This is a genomic window from Actinomadura sp. J1-007, from assembly GCF_009793335.1.
GTDB lineage: Bacteria > Actinomycetota > Actinomycetes > Streptosporangiales > Streptosporangiaceae > Spirillospora > Spirillospora yumaensis.
The window spans coordinates 3,586,173-3,603,143 of the sequence record NZ_WING01000001.1; the positions used below are offsets into that span (position 1 = coordinate 3,586,173).

10 protein-coding genes and 3 pseudogenes are annotated in these 16,971 nt (G+C 75.3%); 5 read left to right on the plus strand and 8 right to left on the minus strand.

Features of this window, described 5'->3' with window-relative positions:
- Positions 1–263: 263 nt before the first annotated feature.
- From GEV43_RS16275 to sigE, 3 genes and pseudogenes are all read right to left on the minus strand, one after another.
- Positions 264–1,481 carry a helix-turn-helix domain-containing protein gene (locus tag GEV43_RS16275; RefSeq protein WP_160821424.1) on the minus strand — a complete coding sequence of 406 codons (1,218 nt, stop codon included), beginning with the start codon at positions 1,479–1,481 and terminating at the stop codon, positions 264–266.
- Between the two features lie 81 nt (positions 1,482–1,562).
- Entirely contained in the window at positions 1,563–2,363 is an 801-nt protein-coding gene (locus tag GEV43_RS16280; protein ID WP_160821425.1) for an alpha/beta fold hydrolase, read from the minus strand.
- 60 nt (positions 2,364–2,423) lie between these two features.
- Positions 2,424–2,950, minus strand: a pseudogene (gene sigE, locus GEV43_RS16285) (RNA polymerase sigma factor SigE).
- 199 nt (positions 2,951–3,149) lie between these two features.
- On the opposite strand from sigE, the gene GEV43_RS16290 reads away from it, so the two are divergent.
- Both GEV43_RS16290 and GEV43_RS16295 read left to right on the plus strand, forming a co-directional pair.
- The gene (locus tag GEV43_RS16290) at positions 3,150–4,475 is read left to right on the plus strand and encodes an esterase-like activity of phytase family protein (protein ID WP_160821426.1); all 1,326 of its coding nucleotides are present in this window, start codon (positions 3,150–3,152) and stop codon (positions 4,473–4,475) included.
- Between the two features lie 124 nt (positions 4,476–4,599).
- Entirely contained in the window at positions 4,600–6,186 is a 1,587-nt protein-coding gene (locus GEV43_RS16295; RefSeq protein ID WP_160821427.1) for an acyl-CoA synthetase, read from the plus strand.
- Here the strand turns inward: GEV43_RS16295 and GEV43_RS16300 are convergent.
- On the minus strand, positions 6,144–7,340 hold the full coding sequence (locus GEV43_RS16300; protein WP_309239661.1) for a glycosyltransferase family 4 protein: 1,197 nt from the start codon (positions 7,338–7,340) through the stop codon (positions 6,144–6,146). The two genes, GEV43_RS16295 and GEV43_RS16300, sit on opposite strands and share 43 nt — an antisense overlap.
- Positions 7,341–7,461: 121 nt before the next feature.
- Between GEV43_RS16300 and GEV43_RS16305 the strand changes: the two genes are divergently transcribed.
- From GEV43_RS16305 to GEV43_RS50365, 3 genes and pseudogenes are all read left to right on the plus strand, one after another.
- Positions 7,462–8,331, plus strand: coding sequence for a PIG-L deacetylase family protein (locus GEV43_RS16305; protein WP_160821429.1), 870 nt, complete (start codon positions 7,462–7,464; stop codon positions 8,329–8,331).
- Positions 8,328–9,371 (plus strand): lysylphosphatidylglycerol synthase domain-containing protein, encoded by a 1,044-nt coding sequence (locus GEV43_RS16310; RefSeq protein ID WP_160821430.1) that lies wholly within the window; start codon positions 8,328–8,330, stop codon positions 9,369–9,371. Before GEV43_RS16305 ends, GEV43_RS16310 begins: the two co-directional genes overlap by 4 nt.
- Positions 9,372–9,490: 119 nt before the next feature.
- Positions 9,491–10,207 (plus strand): annotated as a pseudogene (locus GEV43_RS50365) (serine/threonine-protein kinase); the annotation flags it as partial.
- 1,046 nt (positions 10,208–11,253) lie between these two features.
- Here GEV43_RS50365 and rho read toward each other — a convergent pair.
- The 4 genes and pseudogenes from rho to GEV43_RS16335 all read right to left on the minus strand — a co-directional run.
- Positions 11,254–12,423: pseudogene (rho, locus tag GEV43_RS16320) on the minus strand (transcription termination factor Rho); the annotation flags it as partial.
- A gap of 380 nt (positions 12,424–12,803) precedes the next feature.
- Entirely contained in the window at positions 12,804–13,616 is an 813-nt protein-coding gene (locus GEV43_RS16325; protein ID WP_160821433.1) for a hypothetical protein, read from the minus strand.
- Between the two features lie 114 nt (positions 13,617–13,730).
- Complete coding sequence (locus tag GEV43_RS16330; RefSeq protein WP_160821434.1) at positions 13,731–14,693, minus strand: hypothetical protein; 963 nt, start codon at positions 14,691–14,693, stop codon at positions 13,731–13,733.
- 43 nt (positions 14,694–14,736) lie between these two features.
- Complete coding sequence (locus tag GEV43_RS16335) at positions 14,737–16,827, minus strand: PEP/pyruvate-binding domain-containing protein (protein WP_160821435.1); 2,091 nt, start codon at positions 16,825–16,827, stop codon at positions 14,737–14,739.
- Between the last annotated feature and the right edge of the window lie 144 nt (positions 16,828–16,971).

The following is a 16,971-nucleotide window of genomic DNA, read 5'->3' on the forward strand; positions in this document are numbered from 1 at the left end:
CCGCGGGCCTCAAGCACCGGCCTCGCGTCCGCCTCTACGTTCGCGTTCCCAGGTGACCTCGCCGCCCGTTCCAGCGGCGGCCGGGTTCTGGGCGTGCAGGACGTCACCGTTCGGACGCGCGCGTAACTCGGCTCTCCACCCCCTGCTGATCAGCTCGGAGCGGAGGTTCCCCAGGTGTCGCGCACCGTCCATGACCACAGAACGTAACCATGTGCCGACCGAGGGCGTTCACAGGCGTGAATGATGCTGTGACCTGTGTTTTCTCAGTGCGGAACGCCCATTCTTGATGCCATGCCCCGCAGTTCGCGTCCCTGCGATGTGGTCCGCGCCTGCTCCAGGAGAACGCCGACCGCCTCGCGCACCGGGCTGCTGTTGCGGATCCACTGCGGCGCGGCGCGCTCCGCCCGGTGCAGCCACCGCACGGCCTCGTCCTTGGTCTTGGTGTCCCGGGCCAACCCGCGACCGACATCGGCGAGGAACGCCGCGTGCCGCCCCTGCTTGTCAGCGAGCTTGGTCTCGTCCACGTTCCGCGCGAGGTCGAGGACCGCGATCCCGGTCCGTCCGCACTCCACGTTCACGGCGACGTCCCAGACGCCGACGTTCGTGGATGAGAAGGACATCCAGGTCTCATCGAGGGTGTCCGGCATTCGCCGGGCGAGGTCGGCGGCCTCGCCGATCCAGTCCCTTGCCCGTTGCGCCTTGTGGTTCACGGCGGCGGCGAGTGAAGCCGACAGAGTCAGCATCCCGAGCACCTGCTGCCCGTGCTCGTCGTGCGCGTGGGGCTCCAGCCGATCGGCGGCCAGCTCAGCCGCGGCAAGAGTCCGGTCCCACGATCCGGCACGCGGCATGGTGTGGATCCGGAGGAAGTCCGCCTGTCCCCGGCGCACCGGGTCGTCCAGGATCCGGGCGGCCTCCTCGGCGCGGACGGCGGCGAGGTGGGCGAGGTCGGGGTAGCCGAGATCCTTGCAGGTGAACGTCGCCGCGACGCACGCGTCCACGAGGGTCTCCAGGGCGACGCGGTAGGCCGCTTCGTCCGCTGGGGCGCAGGCATGGAAGTGCAGCTCGTCCAGCAGCCAGGGCAGGGACCGGCCCACTTCCAGGTAATTGCATGCCTGGTGGTGCGGCTCGATCCGCGCCATCTCCGCCACGAGCTCGTCGAGCGGGCGGGCCCGGTCCGCGCCTGGCGAGAGCAGCGTGTTGGTCTGGAGGGCCGTCCGGATCGGTGGGACGACCGTGTGCGGGTCGGACTGGAGGTGGTCGGAGCCCAGATGCGGACCACCGACGAGTTCGGTCTCCGAAACCTCCAGCGCCGCCGCGAGAGCGGAGATGTGCGACCGCCGGTCAAGCGCCCGGAGCCCTCGTTCCGCCATGGAGAGGAACGACTTGCTGAGCCCGGAGAGGCCCGCGAGTTCCTCCAGGGTCATCCCGCGCCAGCGGCGTAGGGACCGCAGCCGGGTTCCGGTGGTGGTCTCGGCGTGCATCGGCCTCGTACCTCCTGAGCGTCTCGGCAACCTCAGGCTACGGCGCGGGGTCGGAGCGTGTCAGGGGCCTGGGCGGGGCGTTCAGGCCGTGCGGGCTAGGGGGGTGGCCGTGCTGCCCTCTAGGAGGACGCGGGCGACGAGGGACGGGTCGTCGCCCATGGGGACGTGGCCGCAGCCTTCGAGCCAGACGAAGCGGGCGCCCGGGAGGCGGCGCTGGGCGCGGATGGCCTGGCTGCGCAGCAGCAGGCGGTCGCGGGTGCCCCAGGCGATCGTGACGGGGACGTCGGCGCAGGTCCCGCGGAAGCGGACCTTGCGGCCCGCGCGGAGCGTCGGCTCGAAGCCGCGCGCGGCGCGCATCGCGCGGGCGTCGCCGGCGAGCGCCTCGACGTCCAGCAGGTCGGGGCGCCCGTAGATCATGCCGAACATCGCGCCGCGGCGGCGGGGCGAACGCGCCAGCCGGGTGAGGACGGCGTCCGGCACGTTCGCCACCAGCCGCGAGGCGCGCAGGACGGACATGGCGTACCGGAGTTCGGCGGCGTTGAAGAACCCGGCGGGCGACAGGGCGGTGGCGGAGCGGACGAGGCCGCGGTCGGCGGCTTCGAGGGCGAACAGGCCGCCGAGCGAGTTGCCCGCGATGTGCGGGCGGTCGAGGCCGAGTTCGGCGAACGTCCGGGAGAGGACGTCGAGGGCCGAGTCCAGGGTGTACGGGGTGCCCTTCGGCAGCGGCGGGCTCGCGCCGAAGCCGGGCAGGTCGACCGCGATGACGTCGCGTTCGGCGGCGAGGAGGTCCATGACCGGCCGCCACGCCTGCCACCGGTGGCCGATGCCGTGCAGCAGGACGAGGGGCGGGCCCTCGCCGCGGCGCTCGAAGACGATGTCCACGGCACGACTGTAATCAGAAGCCACTTACCGGTCACGGGTGACGGTCGTCACGCCCGGACGTCAGGTGCAGGCTTCGGCGGGGCGGCGGTGTTCGAGCGCGGCGCGGAGCTGGGCGCGCCCGCGGTGGATGCGGGAGCGGACGGTGCCGAGCTTCACGCCGAGGGACGCGGCGATCTCCTCGTAGGTGAGGCCCTCGATGTCGCACAGGACGACCGCGGCCCGGTACTCGGGGCGAGGGCGTCCAGCGCCTTCTGGATGTCGGCGTCGAGGTGCCGCTCGTCGTAGGACTGGGCGGGGCTCGGCTCGCGGCCCTGGAGCCGTTCGGCGGCGTCCTCGCCGAGCGCGTCGAACCGGATGCGCTGCTTGCGGCGGGCGCGGTCGAGGAAGAGGTTGGTGGTGATCCGGTGCAGCCAGCCCTCGAACGTGCCGGGGCTGTACGACGACAGGGACCGGAAGACCCGGATGAACACGTCCTGGGTCAGGTCCTCGGCGTCGTGCCTGTTGCCGGTCAGCCGGTACGCCAGCCGGAACACCCTGGTCGAGTGCTCGCTGACGATCTCCTCCCATGTCGGAGGCGTCCACGCCATCGCGCCTGCGCTCACCGCTACCCCCGTCTGATGCGAAATCGTTACGGCCAAGCATGCCGGTACCCGGATAAGAGCCGTGTAAGAACCGGCCGGCTGGCCGGATGCGGCTTCTCCCGACCCTGCCCGCGCGGGCCCGCCGCCACCAGGGGTTTCACCTGGCGCTCACCCTCCGGACACCCGCGCGCCGTACCGTCCGGCTGTGACAGAACGCTCATTTCCTTATAAGTCCGGACTCATCGCCCTTGCCGTCGGGGCCCTCCTCGCGTCCGTCCCGGGCGCGGCGGGCGCGGCGGCGGGCCCGGCGGGCAAGGGCCGGGAGCCCGCCGCGTCGGCCGTGCTGCCGCGCATCCCGCTCGCCCCGTTCCAGAACCGGCTGCTGCCCGGCAGTGTCGCCGACGACCGGGGCGTGGCGCTCGGCGGCGTCGGCAGCGACCTGTTCCACGCGAAGGGCGACCGCCCGGACGAGTTCTGGGCCGTCACCGACCGGGGGCCGAACGGCACGGCCACGGTGAACGGCGAGGAGCGCGTGACGTTCCCCGTCCCCGGGTTCGACCCGACGATCGTCAAGCTGCGGGTCCGCAAGGGCACGTTGAAGATCGTCCGCGCGCTGCCGATCACCGGCCGGAACGGGAGGCCGGTGACCGGGCTGCCGAACGTCGAAGGCCGGGAGGAGGCGCCGTACGGCTTCGACGGCAAGGAGCGGCTGCCGTTCAACGCAGGCGGCATCGACTCCGAGGGGCTCGTCCGCACCCGCGACGGCGAGTTCTGGGTGGCCGAGGAGTACGGGCCGTCGCTGCTGCACCTCGACCGGCGCGGACGGGTGGTCGAGCGGTACGTCCCGAAGGGCTGGGGCGGCGGGGACGCGGGCTACCCGGTCCGGGAGACGCTGCCCGCGATCCTCGGCAAGCGGACCTACAACCGGGGCTTCGAGGGCCTCGCGATCAGCCCGGACGGCCGGTCGCTCTACGCCGCCGTGCAGAGCCCGCTGTCGAACCCGGACAAGAAGACCTACAAGGCGTCCCGCAACGGGCGGATCTTCAAGTTCGACCTGCGGTCGCGGCGGGTCGCGGGCGAGTACGTGTACCGGTTCGAGGACGTGTGCGCGTTCGACGGGGCGAGCTGCGGCGACCAGAACGAGATGAAGATCTCCGGGCTGACGGCCGTGGACGACCGCACGCTGCTCGTGGACGAGCGCACCGACAAGGTCGCGAAGGTCTACTCGGTCGATCTGCGCAAGGCCACCGACATCGCGGGGTCGCGCTGGGACGACGCGGCGACCGCGCCGTCGCTGGAGAAGTCCGCGCAGGTCCCGGACGGCGTGGCGGCGCTGCCGAAGCGGCTGGTCAGCGACCTGTCGGCGGTCCCGGGGATGCCGGGCAAGATCGAGGGGATCGCGCTGGCCGACCGCCGTACGCTGGCGGTGGTCAACGACAACGACTTCGGGCTCGGCACGTTCGGCCCGGACGGCCGGCTGATCGACAGCGGGGTCCGGACGGAGCTGCGGTACGTGCGCCTGCCCGGGTGAGCGCGGCGGGGCCGGAGCCTGTGACCGATCTCATTGGACGCGATGCCAACAGCTGTTGAGCGCCCCTCGGGCGTCGAGGATGATCGGAGGCACCGTCCCCCACCCCGAGACGCGAGGACACGGCATGGCGCGTAGCTACAACCTGGCCGACCTGCTCGAGATCCTGGCCGAGGCGGGCCCGGACCGTCCCGCCCTGGTGGCCGGGGACGAGCGGCGCACCTACCGGGAGCTGAACGAGCGGGCGAGCCGGGTCGGCCACCACCTCGCCGCCGCGGGCGTCCGGCCGGACGAGCACGTCGCGATCCTCGCGCACAACCGGGCCGAGTGGATCGAGGCGATGCTCGGCATCTTCAAGATCCGCGCGGTGCCGATCCCGGTGAACTTCCGGTACGTGGCGGGCGAGCTGCACCACGTGCTGTCCGACTCCGACTCGGTCGCGCTGGTCGGGGAGCGGTCGCTGCTGGCCAAGGTCGAGGAGGTCCGCGCCGACCTGCCGGAGCTGCGGCACGTCCTCGTCCTGGAGGACGGCTCGGACGCGGCGATCCCGGGGGCCGTCGAGTACGAGAAGGCCCTCGCGGGCGCCGCGTCCGGCGACGACTTCCCGGAACGCAGCGATGACGACCGGTACGTGATGTACACCGGCGGCACGACGGGCTACCCCAAGGGCGTCGAGTGGCGCTGCGAGGACATCTTCTTCGGCGCCCTCGGCGGCGGCAACGTCCTCGGCGACCCGATCACCAGCCCCGAGGCGATCGCCGCGAACGCTGACCAGCCGCCGATGGCCGTGCTCGACTGCGCGCCCGTCATGCACGGCGCCGGGCAGTGGGTCGCGTTCATGGGCCTGTTCAGCGGCGCGAAGGTCGTCCTCTACACCGATCACGCGTTCGACCCGGCGGAGGCGCTGCGGCTCCTCGCCCGCGAGCAGGCCAACGTCCTGATGGTCGTCGGCGACGTGATGGCCCGTCCGCTCGCGAAAGAACTGGGCGCGGGCGAGCACGACACCTCGTCGCTGTTCGCGATCGCCTCCGGCGGCGCGCCGCTCACCGAGGGCGCCAAGGACGAGCTGAAGGCGCACCTGCCGAACGTGATGTTCCTCGACAACTACGGCGCGTCCGAGACGGGCGCGTGCGGGCCGTCCGTCGGCGGCAAGGAGGGCACGGCCCGGTTCATGATGAAGCCGGGCATCACCGTCCTGGACGACGACCTCAAGCCGGTGCGGCCGGGCGAGATCGGACGGCTCGCGCGCAGCGGGCACATCCCGCTCGGCTACTACAACGACCCGGCGAAGACCGCGTCCACGTTCTTCACCGACGCGGACGGCGTGCGCTGGTCGGTGCCGGGCGACTTCGCGAGCCTGGAGGAGGACGGCACGATCGTGCTGCTCGGCCGCGGCTCCCTGATGATCAACACGGGCGGGGAGAAGGTGTACCCCGAGGAGGTCGAGGTCGCGCTCAAGGACCACCCGGACGTCTACGACGTCGTCGTGGTCGGGCTGCCCGACGAGCGGTTCGGCCAGCGCGTCGCCGCCGTGATCGCGCCCCGTCCCGGCGCCGCGCCGACGCTGGAGGAGCTGAGCGCGCACTGCCGCGACCGCCTCGCCGGCTACAAGCTGCCGCGCCAGATCACGCTCGTGGACGAGGTGCAGCGCACGGCCGTCGGCAAGTCCGACTACAAGTGGGCCAGGGAGGTCTTCGCCGCCGCCAGCTCGTAGCAGGCGGCGAAGTCGTCCAGCACCGCGGGCCAGGTGCAGCGCACCGGCTCGGTCGCCAGGTTGTGCGCGGCGATGCCGGCGCGCAGGCCGGCGTCGCCCGCCAGGCGCGCCAGCGCCGCCGACATCTCGGGGAACGTCCCGCCGAGCAGCCCCTCCCTGCCGGACGCCACGAAATCGGCGACGCCGCCGCCCGCCCGCGCCACCACCGGCACGCCCGCGAGGCGCGCCTCCAGCGCCGCCAGCCCGAACGACTCGCGCGCGGCCGGGGCGAGGAACACGTCCGCGCCCGCCAGCACGGCCCGCACGCCCGACCGGTCCAGGCGGCCGGTCAGCCGTACCCAGCCGTCCATCCGGTGGCGGCGCAGGTACCGCTCCATGCGTGCGCGCGCCGGGCCCTCCCCCACGATCGTGGCGCGGATCGGGACGGCGGCCTCGACGTCGCGCAGCAGCCGGAGCAGCCGCACGGGCTCCTTGCGCGGCGCGAGCCGTCCGACCGCGACGACGTGCACCCGCTCCTCCGCGCCGCGCCGCGCGGCGGGCGGGCCGTCGCGCCAGCGCGCGAGGTCGATGCCGTTCGACACGACCCGGACGGGGACGCGCCCGGCCGCGACGCGGCGCGCCGGGACGGCCGCCGCCTCGCTGACCGCCGTCACGACCAGCCCGCCCGGACGGCGCGTCCACCCGGCGAACAGCGCGCGGTAGGCGGCGCGGCTGAACGTTCCCCACAGGCTGTGGACGGTGAGCACGACCGGGACGTCCGCGTGCACAGCCCTGTGGACGGCGCGCCACGCGAACGGCGAGGCGGCGCCCGCGTGGACGTGCACGACGTCCGGCTTGCGGCCCGCGAGGACGGGCGCGAGGGAGCGCCCGATCGGCAGCTCCCACGGCATGGGCGTCACGAGCCGTTCCACGGCGAACGCCGCGCCCGCCAGGGAAGGCGAGGGCGGGGACGGTGAGGGCGCGGACGCCGCCGAGAGCGCGACCACGGGCAGTGGGGCACATTCGGGTTCGTCTTCCGGAGCGCCGGAGGGGGTGGCCGTGGCGACCGCGACCTGGTGGCCGGCCGCCTGCTGGGCGCGGGCCAGCTCGTCCACCTGGACCTCGATGCCGCCGAGGCGCGGCAGGTAGCAGTCGCTGACGTGGAGAATCCTCACTCGCGCACCCCACCGAAGTCCGTCGGCGCGGACGCCCGCGACACGCTTCCCCGGCGGGCGATGGCACAGGTTTGACGCGGGCGTGACCTGGATTTCAGCGGCGCGCGGGAATCTAGAAGCCGTGCGACGGACCTGCGTCTTCTTCCATGCCCACCCCGACGACGAGGCGCTGCTGACGGCGGGCACCATGGCCCGCCTCGCGGACGAGGGGCACCGCGTCGTGCTCGTCGTCGCCACCGCCGGCGAACGCGGCCTCACCGCCGACCACGACCCTCCACGCGACGGCTCCGCCGATCCAGGCCCCGGGCTCGGGGAGGTGCGGACGGGGGAGCTGCACGCTTCGGCGGGCGTGCTGGGCTGTGCGCGGGTCGTTCTCCTGGGGTACGAGGATTCGGGGCTGGACGGCGGGGCGCCCGGCGGGTTCGCGCGCGCCCACGTGGACGTCGCCGCGGCGGAGCTGGCCGAACTGCTGCGGCAGGAGGACGCCGACCTGCTCACCGTGTACGACCCGTCCGGCGGCTACGGGCATCCCGACCACGTCCAGGTGCACCGCGTCGGCGTGGAGGCCGCGCGCCTCGCCGGCACGCCCGTCGTGCTGGAGGCGACGGTCGACCGCGACCTGCTGCTGCGCGTGCTGCGGCCGATCGTCCGCTGGCGGCTGGCCCCGCGCGCGCTCGACGCGTCCCGTTTCGAGCACGCCTACCTCCCCGCGCGGGAGATCACCCACCGGGTCCGGGTCGGCCGGTACGCCGCCGCCAAGCGCGCCGCGATGGCCGCGCACGCGTCGCAGGCGACGGGCGGCGACTCGGTCCGTACGCTCGCGGCGCTGCTCCGGCTGCCGCGCCCGCTGTTCCGGCGCGCGCTCGGCACGGAGTGGTACGTACGCCGGGACCTCCCGCCCGGAACGGTGCTCGACCATCCCCTCGCGTCGTTCCCCCAACGCAGGGCCGGCCAGGGAACGGGCGGCGGCAGGGTCGCGGGCGCGCGTTGAACGGGCCGGCGCGGGTCGCGCTGTCCGCACTGTCGCTGCTGGGCGCCGCCGCGCTGCTCGCCGCGCTGCCGTACGTCGTCGGCGTGGACTGGAGGCAGATCGGCGGCGAGATCTCCCGGCTGAGCCCGTGGGAGCTGGCCGCGCTCACCGCGCTGTGGCTGGCCGGGCTGTGGGCGTACACGTTCGTGCTGACGGCGTCGCTGCCGGGGCTCGGCCACGTCCACGCGTTCATGCTGAACGCGGTGGGCAGCGCGGTGAGCAACCTGATGCCGTTCGGCGGCGCGGCGGGGGTGGCGGTCACGTTCGCGATGTGCCGGGGCTGGGGGCACCGCGGCACGGCGATCGCGGTGTCGACGCTGGTCACGGGCGTGTGGAACGTGCTGGCGCGGCTGCTGCTCCCGGCCGTCGGGGTCGCCGCGCTGCTGGCCGCGGGCGAGCTGCCGGACCGGCGGATGGCGGCGGTCGCGGCCGTCGCTGCGGGCGTGCTGGCCGGGTGCGTGGTGCTGCTCGCGCTCGTGCTGCGTTCGGAGACCGCCGCGCGCGCCGTGGACCGCAGGCTGCGCGCCGCCGCGTCCCGCCTGCGGGGCCGGGCCCGCCGGACGCTGATGCGCGCGGACGGCGCGATGCTCGACGTGCGCGGCAAGGCGGTCGGCGTGCTGCGGACCGGCTGGCCGGGGCTCACCGCCGGGATGGCGGCGTACCTGCTGTCGCAGGCGCTGCTGCTCGCGGCGTGCCTGCACGTGGTGGGCGCGCGGGCGGGGTTCGCCGAGGTGGTGGCGGTGTTCGCCATCAACCGGATGCTGACGATCGCGGTGGTGACGCCGAGCGGCGCGGGGATCAGCGAGACGGGCACGGCGGCGCTGCTCGTCCACTTCGGTGTGGCGGCGGGCCCGGCCGCGGCGGCGACGGTCCTGTACTCGTTCTACACGTACGCGATCGAGATGCCGGCGGGCGGTCTCGCGTGGGCGGGCTGGATCCTGCGCGGCAGGCACCACAAAACCCCTGCAATGCCGACACAACGGGCGCTGGTCAAGAAATGATGGACGCGGCCGGAGCGTGGCTTGGCGCGGTTCCCGCACATAAACACCCCATGGGGGAGGAACGGCTGATACCGCTCGCGCGCCGGTATCGCCTGCTCTCGGTGGGCGGCATGGGCGGCATGGGCACCGTCTGGCGGGCGCGCGACGAGATGCTGGACCGGGACGTGGCGGTCAAGGAGGTCCGCCTGCCCGAGCGCCTCACCGGCGGCGAGCGGCGCGTGCTGTGCCGCCGCCTCATCGGCGAGGCCCGCGCCACCGCCGCGCTGCGCCATCCCGGCGTCGTCGAGCTGTACGACGTCGTGATCGAGGACGGCCGCCCCTGGATCGTGATGGAGTTCGTCCGCGGCCGTTCGCTGCACGAGGCCGTGGCCGAGGACGGGCCGTTCGGCGTCGCCCGCGCCGCCGAGGTCGGGGCCGCCGTCCTGTCGGTGCTGCGCGCCGCGCACCGCGCCGGGATACTGCACCGCGACGTCAAGCCCAGCAACATCCTGCTCTGCGACGACGGCCGCGTCCTGCTCAGCGACTTCGGCCTGGCCGTGCACATGGACCGGGGCGGGCAGGAGATCGCCGAGACGCTCGTCGCCGGGATCGAGGGCTCGCCCGCCTACCTGCCGCCCGAGCGCGTCCGCGGCGAGCCGTCCCTGGAGGCGTCGGACCTGTGGTCGTTCGGCGCGACGCTGTACGCGGCGGTGGAGGGGACGCCGCCGTTCCTGCGCCGCCACGCGCTCGCGTCGATGGTCGCGGTGCTGCTCGGGGAGTACCCGCCGCCGGAGCGGGCGGGCGCGCTCGCCCCGGTGATCACCGGGCTGCTGCGCGAGGACCCGCGGGAGCGGCTGACGGCGGAGGCGACCGCGGCGCTGCTGGACGGGGCGGCCCGCCCCGTTCCGGAGCCCCGCGGGGAGAACGCGGCGGACGGCGCGGCGCCGGACGCGGCGGCCGGGGCCCGCGCGGCGCGCCTCGTCCCGTGGCGGCGGCGGACCGCGACGCTGGTCACCGGGCGGCGGCCGAGGCTCGGCGCGGTCGCCAGCGTGGCGGCGCTCGCGCTCCTGTCGGTCGGGCTCGGCACGTGGGCGTCGCCGTGGACGTCGGTCGGCAAGAGCGAGGCGGTGGCGCTGCTGCCCGCGCCCGGCGCGGAGCTGTCGACGATCACCTACCACGAGCCCGACGGGTACAGCGTGGACGTCCCGGTGGGCTGGGCGCAGGAGCGCGACGGCTCGTCGGTGCGGTGGCGGTCGCCGGACGGCGACCAGACCCTGCGCGTCGCGCCGGTCGGCGGCGATCCGCTGGCCGGCCTGCGCGCGGCCGAGCGCGCCGCCGCTGAGGGCGGGCTCTACCCCGGCTACCGGCGGCTGCGCCTCGAAGCCACGCCGGAGGTGTCGAACGGCGCGGCCGAATGGGAGTTCACCTGGAACGGCCGCGCGACCGGCCCCACGGCCACTTCCCCGAACGGAACACCGGACGGAACGCCGGGCCGCGCGTCGGAAGGTGCGCCGGGCGAAGCGCCGGACGGAGCGGCGGACGGAACACCGGGCGATGCGCCGGACGATACGTCGGGCGGCGTCTCGGGACCGTCGTACGGCACGTCGCGGATGCCGCGCGTGTTCGGGCTCGGGGGATGTCGTCCATCGGCCCGCCGGACGGCCTGCCGGACGGCTCCGGCGGCGGTCTCGCGGGCGGCGCCCGGGCGGACGGGCCGGGCGGCGGCGCGGCGGGCGGCGCGTCACGCGGGCACGGGCTGCGCAGCCGGGCGGCCGGGTACGAGTTCTCCTTCTTCGCGCCGGAGGCGGAGTGGACCCCGGGCCAGCGCCTCTACGACAAGATCCTCAAATCCTTCCGCCCCGATCGGCCCTGAGCGCGGTCGCCCCCGAACGGGGGCGCGGCCTCAGGTGGTCTGCTGGATGCGGAGCAGGAACTCGGCGTTGGAGGAGGTGCCCTTCATCTTCTCCAGGAGCATCTCGATGGCCTGCTGGCGTTCCATGCCCTGGAACGCCCGGCGCAGCCGCCAGGTGATGGCGAGCTCCTCGGGCGACATCAGCAGCTCGTCGCGGCGGGTGCTGGACGCCTCGATGTCGACGGCGGGGAACACGCGCCGGTCGGCGAGGCCGCGGTCGAGCTTGAGCTCCATGTTGCCGGTGCCCTTGTACTCCTCGAAGAACACGTCGTCCATGCGGGAGCCGGTCTCGACCAGGGCGGTGGCGAGGATGGTGAGCGACCCGCCGTTCTCGATGTTGCGCGCGGCGCCGAAGAACCGCTTGGGCGGGTAGATCGCGGTGGTCGCCACGCCGCCGGCGAGGATGCGGCTGCTGGAGGGCGCGGCGAGGTTGTAGGCGCGGCCGAGCCTGGTGATCGAGTCGAGCAGCATGACCACGTCGTGGCCCTGCTCGACCAGCCGCTTGGCGCGCTCGATCGCCAGCTCGGCGAGGGCGGTGTGCTCCTCGGCGGGCTTGTCGAACGTCGAGTGGATCACCTCGCCGCGCACCGTGCGCTGCATGTCGGTGACCTCCTCCGGACGCTCGTCGATGAGGACGACCATCAGGTGGCAGTCGGGGTTGTTCTGGCTGATCGCGCTCGCGAGGGACTGGAGGACCATCGTCTTGCCGACCTTGGGCGGCGACACGATGAGCCCGCGCTGGCCCTTGCCGATCGGCGCGACCAGGTCGATGATCCGGGTCGCGAGCGGCCCGGTGTCGAGCCGCAGCCGCTCGTCGGGGAACAGCGGGGTCAGCTTGCCGAACTCGGGCCGGCCGGCGGCCGCGGCGGGCGACGCGCCGTTCACGGTCTCGACCTCGGCGAGGGCGCTGAACTTCTCGCGGTTGGAGCGGGGCGGCCGGGCGGTCCCGGCGACGACGTCGCCGGGGCGCAGGTGCGCGTCCTTGACCTGGGCGAGCGTCACGTAGACGTCGTCGGGCCCGGCCAGGTAGCCGGAGGTGCGGACGAACGCGTGCTTGTCCTGGAGGGCGAGGACGCCCTGGAACGGCACGGTCGTCTCGTCGGCGGGCGGCTGGACGGCGGCGGCGCGCCGGCCCTGCTGCCTGCGGGCGGCCGTGCCCCTCGCGGACACGGCGCGTTCCGCCGCGGCGGGCGGTGTGCGCTCTGGGGTGATGGTGGGGGTGGACATGCAGGTCCCTTCTCAGGTGGTGCGGAACGTTCCGCGCCCGCCTGGAGTCGGTCGTCGCGTACGGCGGAACGACCCGCGGCTCGTACGCGAGAGGAACGAGAGGATTGCAGCTCGGCCTTCCGGGCTGACGTCGGCTCCCTTGATGCGTGTGGGCCCAGGACTCGGGCCTGCGCGTCTCCGAAAGTGGATCACCGGGCGCTCAGATGGCCCGGGCGGGGAAGGGGCGCCGTCGCCGCGTTCGTGACGCTGAGCGGAAATCCGATGGCGCTGCTACGACAGTACAGCAAACCGGACCCGCCGCGCATTCCCGGATCTCAGTGGCGGCCGCGCGGCCTGGACGGCCGGGACCCCGAGCCCGAGGACCCCGAGGTCCCGGAGGACTTGCGGGGCGCGCTCGGCGGGGTCGCCCGGCGCGTCGGCGCGGGCCCGCCGGACCCGGACGAGGGGCGCCGCGCCGTGCCGGACGGCCCGCCGGCGAGGACGGGCCACGACAGGAGATGGCGCTTGATCTTCCTCTTCCGGCCGTGGACGGTGGAGGTGCGCGTCGTCGCGCCCCGTCCGCACTCGATGTCGCCGTACGCGCCGGACCTGGTGGCCGCGCCGACGTCCGCGCGCCGCGACAGGTCGATGACGCGGTCCCCGGCGGGCAGCCTGCGCGGCAGGTCCAGCGTCACCGTGCCGTTCGCGGCCCGCGGGGCCGCCTTCAGCACGGCGGTCTTCCCCGGTCCGCTGCTCGTGACGCGCCAGGCGTCGCCGTCGCGCCGCGCGTCCACCCGGGCCTCGGCCGCGCCCTGGGCGAACGAGGTGGTGTACGTGACGGCGGGCGAGCCCTTCCCGGCGTCCGCGGCCCCGGCCGTGGTGAACACGACCGTCGCGCCCTCGCCCGTACGGGTCCAGGACACCGCCGACAGGTCGGTCCCGGCCGGGGCGCCCCGCCCGCCCTTGACGTCGCCGGTCGGGTCGGTGCAGTTCAGCGGGCCGTCACCGGTGGACGCGGCGGGCGTCGTGGAGGCCCCCGCGTCCGTCCGTCTGTGCTTCTTCGCGCCCCCGCAGCCCGTCATCGCGACGGCGAGCCCCACGCAGCCGGCCCCGATCGCGACGCGCGCCGCCCAACCTCGGTCGTCCATCTGAACGTCTCCCCTGGAGAACGGGGCGCGCGCATCCCCCCGGCGCGCCCGCAACGGCCCTTTATGGCCCCTTATGACTCTTCGGGAGGCGTCCAGGTTCCGATCAGGCGGCGATCAATCGTCCGCCGGTTCGACCGACACCACCCGGAACCGCCCGCCGTCGATCACCGCGTCCTCCAGGCAGCCCTTCATCCGCCGCAGCGCGTGCTCGCCCAGCGCGGGCCTCGCCACGAACGCGTACCGCCGCCCGCCGATCGGCACCACGCCGCCGTCCTCCACGTACGGGCGGGTCGAGCCCTTGCAGTACTCCCACAGCCGCGTCGCCAGCGGATCGGCCGTCGCCGCGCCGGTGTACCCGTGCGTGCTGGCCTGCACGACCAGCGTGCTCGCCACCGCGCCCACCGGCGCGTCCGGCCGGTCCTGGGTCCGTTCGGCCATCTCCTGGACGACCAGCGCCGCCACCAGCGCGACGGCCAGCGCCCACGCCGCGACCCGCAGCCGCGCGCGCCGGTCGGGGCCGGGCGGCGTGAGGTCCGGCGCGCCCGCGAGCACCCCGCCGGACGGCACGGTCAGCGCCCGGGGGAGCCGTACCCGCCCGGACGTCACGCCGCCCCGCCCGAGCGCCGTCGCGACCCGTTCGACCAGGGCCGCGAGCCCCGACACGAGGATCCCGGCGCCGAGCAGCACGGGGATGAACACGCGGTACGCGTCCTGGTCGGGCTCCAGCCACCGGAACCGCGGCGCGTCGTCCTCAGGCCCGCCCCCGGCCCGTCCGGCGAAAGGCCCGCTCCCGGCCCGTTCGGCGAACGGCGCGGCGGGGCGCTGGGACGGGACCGCCGCCAGCCGCACCGGGGCCCCGCGCCCCGCGCCGTCGCCCTCGGCCAGCTCCCCGAGCCGCCGCTCCAGCCGTCCGAGCCGGTGCGCCCCCGCGACCGCGACCAGCACGATCAGGCTCACCAGCAGCAGCTCGCCCGCCATCAGCGCCCGCTGCCACTCCCACCGCGCCAGGTAGACGACGACGTACCCGCCGGTGGCCGCCACCATCGCCCCGAGCCCGGCGTAGACCACCCGCCTCATGGTCCGGCCTCCACCTTGCCCGCCCGGCCCTTGCGCGTCCCGTTCATGCGACCGACTCCTCTCCCGCGCGGGGGCCGGGGGCGGCGGGGAGGGGTTCGACGCGCCCGGTGTCGCCGTCCACGAGGATCTCGGTGCCGGGCGGGAAGCGGTCCAGGGCGCCGCGCAGGCCGACGACGGTCGGGACGCCCAGCTCGCGCGCCAGGATCGCCAGGTGCGACAGCGGGCTGCCGGTCTCGGCGACCAGCCCGGCGAGGGACGGCAGGTGCGCGGCGAGGGACGGCGCGAGCGTGCCGACGACCAGCACCGATCCGGGCGGAGGAGCGTCCGGGCCCGAGTGCGCCGGCCCGGCGCCCCGGCCGCCGCCCGCGGGACGCGCGCCGTCCCCCGCGGGCGCGGCCTCCGCCACGATGCGGTCGCCCGCCAGCCGGAACTCGGCGGGCAGCGGCGCGGTGCGCGGCGGGGCCGGACGGCGCTCAAGGTCGGCGGGGAGGGCCGCGCCCTCGACGGCGGCCACCAGCTCGTCGAAGCGCAGCGCGCGGACCAGCGCCGGGTCGGGGAGGGCGCCGGACGCGGCGAGGCGGCGTCCCGCCGTCCACGCGAGGCGGGCGCCGAGCTCCTGGACCCAGCGGATCCGGAGGCGGAGCCGTTCGCGCGGCGGCAGCTCCGGCACCTCGCGGGGCGCGTCGGCGGGGGCCGCGGCGGGCAGCCGCGGCGCCGGGACGATCGCGGGCGGCGACAGCGCGAGGACCGCCGGATCGCTGGCGAGGATCCGCGGGTCGTCGCGGCCGAGGGCCCGGCCCCGGCCGAGCGCCGCGAGGCCCCGGGCCGCCGCGCTTCCCGCGCCGTCCCGCTGCTCCAGCAGCGAGCCGGAGAGCGCTTCGAGGCCGTGCAGCGCGGTGAGGGCGGCCCGCACCCAGCGCAGCGCGGCGACCAGCTCCTCGTCGGTGATCTCGGCGAGCGGCGGGACGGCGGCGAGGTCGGCGTCCACCTGGGCGGCGGTCTCGGCGGCGAGGGCGGGCAGCTCGGCGCGCAGCCGCCCGACCCGCCACGCCGCGCCGAGCCGCCGCGCCGGGGGAACGGGGTTCAGCAGCCGCAGCCGGGAGCGGCGGCCGGGCGCCGCGCCGAGCCTGCGCAGGTCGGCGGCGGCGCGCCCGCCGACCGCGCGGACGGTCGGGCCGCGGCGCAGCGCGCGCCGCGACACCGCGCCCGCCGTCGCGAGCGCCTCGCCGAGCCCCCGGTCGAGCGGGACGAGCCAGAGGTCCTCCTCCAGCGGCGCGAGGGGGTCGGGCAGCGTCTCGGCGACGGGCCCCGGGCCGAGCAGCACGGCCCGGCGCGGCGGCAGCGGCGCGAGCGCGGTCACGGGTCGGCTCTGGAGCAGCCGCAACCGCCCTTCGTGGTCGAACGCGAACTCGATGTCCTGCGGGCCGCCGAAGACCGCCGCCGCCTTGGCCGCCATCCGCGCGAGCGCGCGGAGCTGGAGCCGGGTGAGCGGGCCCCGCTCGCCGTCCGCCGCGCGCCCCGCGCCGGCTCCGGGGCCCGCGTCCTCGCCGGTGTCGTCGTCCTCGACGTCGACCACCCGGCCGCGCCGGGTCAGCGCGTAGCGGGTGCCGTTCGCCTCGCCGCCCACGAGGGCCTGCGGCCCGCCGGGCACCGCCGACACGATCACCCGGTCGGTACGGCCGTCCACGGGGTCGGCGCCGAACATCACGCCGCCCGCCGCCGCGTCGAGCTGCGGCTGGACGAGCACCGCCATCGTCCCCGGCCCGGTCGCGGACGCCACGACGCGCTTCACGGCGGCGAGGAACTCGGGCCAGCCGCGCACGCCCAGCACGGACACGAACCGTCCCGCCATGGACGACGCCGCGCCGTCCTCCTGGGTGGACGACGACCGGACCACGAGCGGCCTGCGCCCGTCGCGCCCGAGCCTCGCCCAGGCGGCGCGCAGCTCGCCGGTGTTGAGGTAGCCGGAGTCCTGCGACGCGCACTGCACCGGGATGACGAAACCCGGAAGCACCGGGAGGCCGTGCTGGGCAGCGCGCGCGAGGTTGGCCGCCTTGGCCCCGACCCGGTCGGGCTTGGTGGCCAGGGGGTCATCGAGGTGGATGGTCCAGAAGACGCGGGTGCTGTGTGGCACTGCGAACTCCGTTCGACGGGGCCGCCCGTGCTAATAAGAATCCGCGCGCGGCCCGTTGAATTCCTCCCTCGTAAGGGGTGTCTTACGGCTCGCCCGGAGGTGTACGGCCGATGACCTCGCCTCGTCCCCAGGACGGAGGAGGAT

What these genes read in the sequence shown, in the direction of transcription:
- GEV43_RS16275 (WP_160821424.1), bottom strand. Translation starts at nt 1,481, where the DNA reads ATGCACGCCGAGACCACCACCGGAACCCGGCTGCGGTCCCTACGCCGC.
- GEV43_RS16295 (WP_160821427.1), top strand. Translation starts at nt 4,600, where the DNA reads ATGGCGCGTAGCTACAACCTGGCCGACCTGCTCGAGATCCTGGCCGAG.
- GEV43_RS16325 (WP_160821433.1), bottom strand. Translation starts at nt 13,616, where the DNA reads ATGGACGACCGAGGTTGGGCGGCGCGCGTCGCGATCGGGGCCGGCTGC.
- GEV43_RS16330 (WP_160821434.1), bottom strand. Translation starts at nt 14,693, where the DNA reads ATGAGGCGGGTGGTCTACGCCGGGCTCGGGGCGATGGTGGCGGCCACC.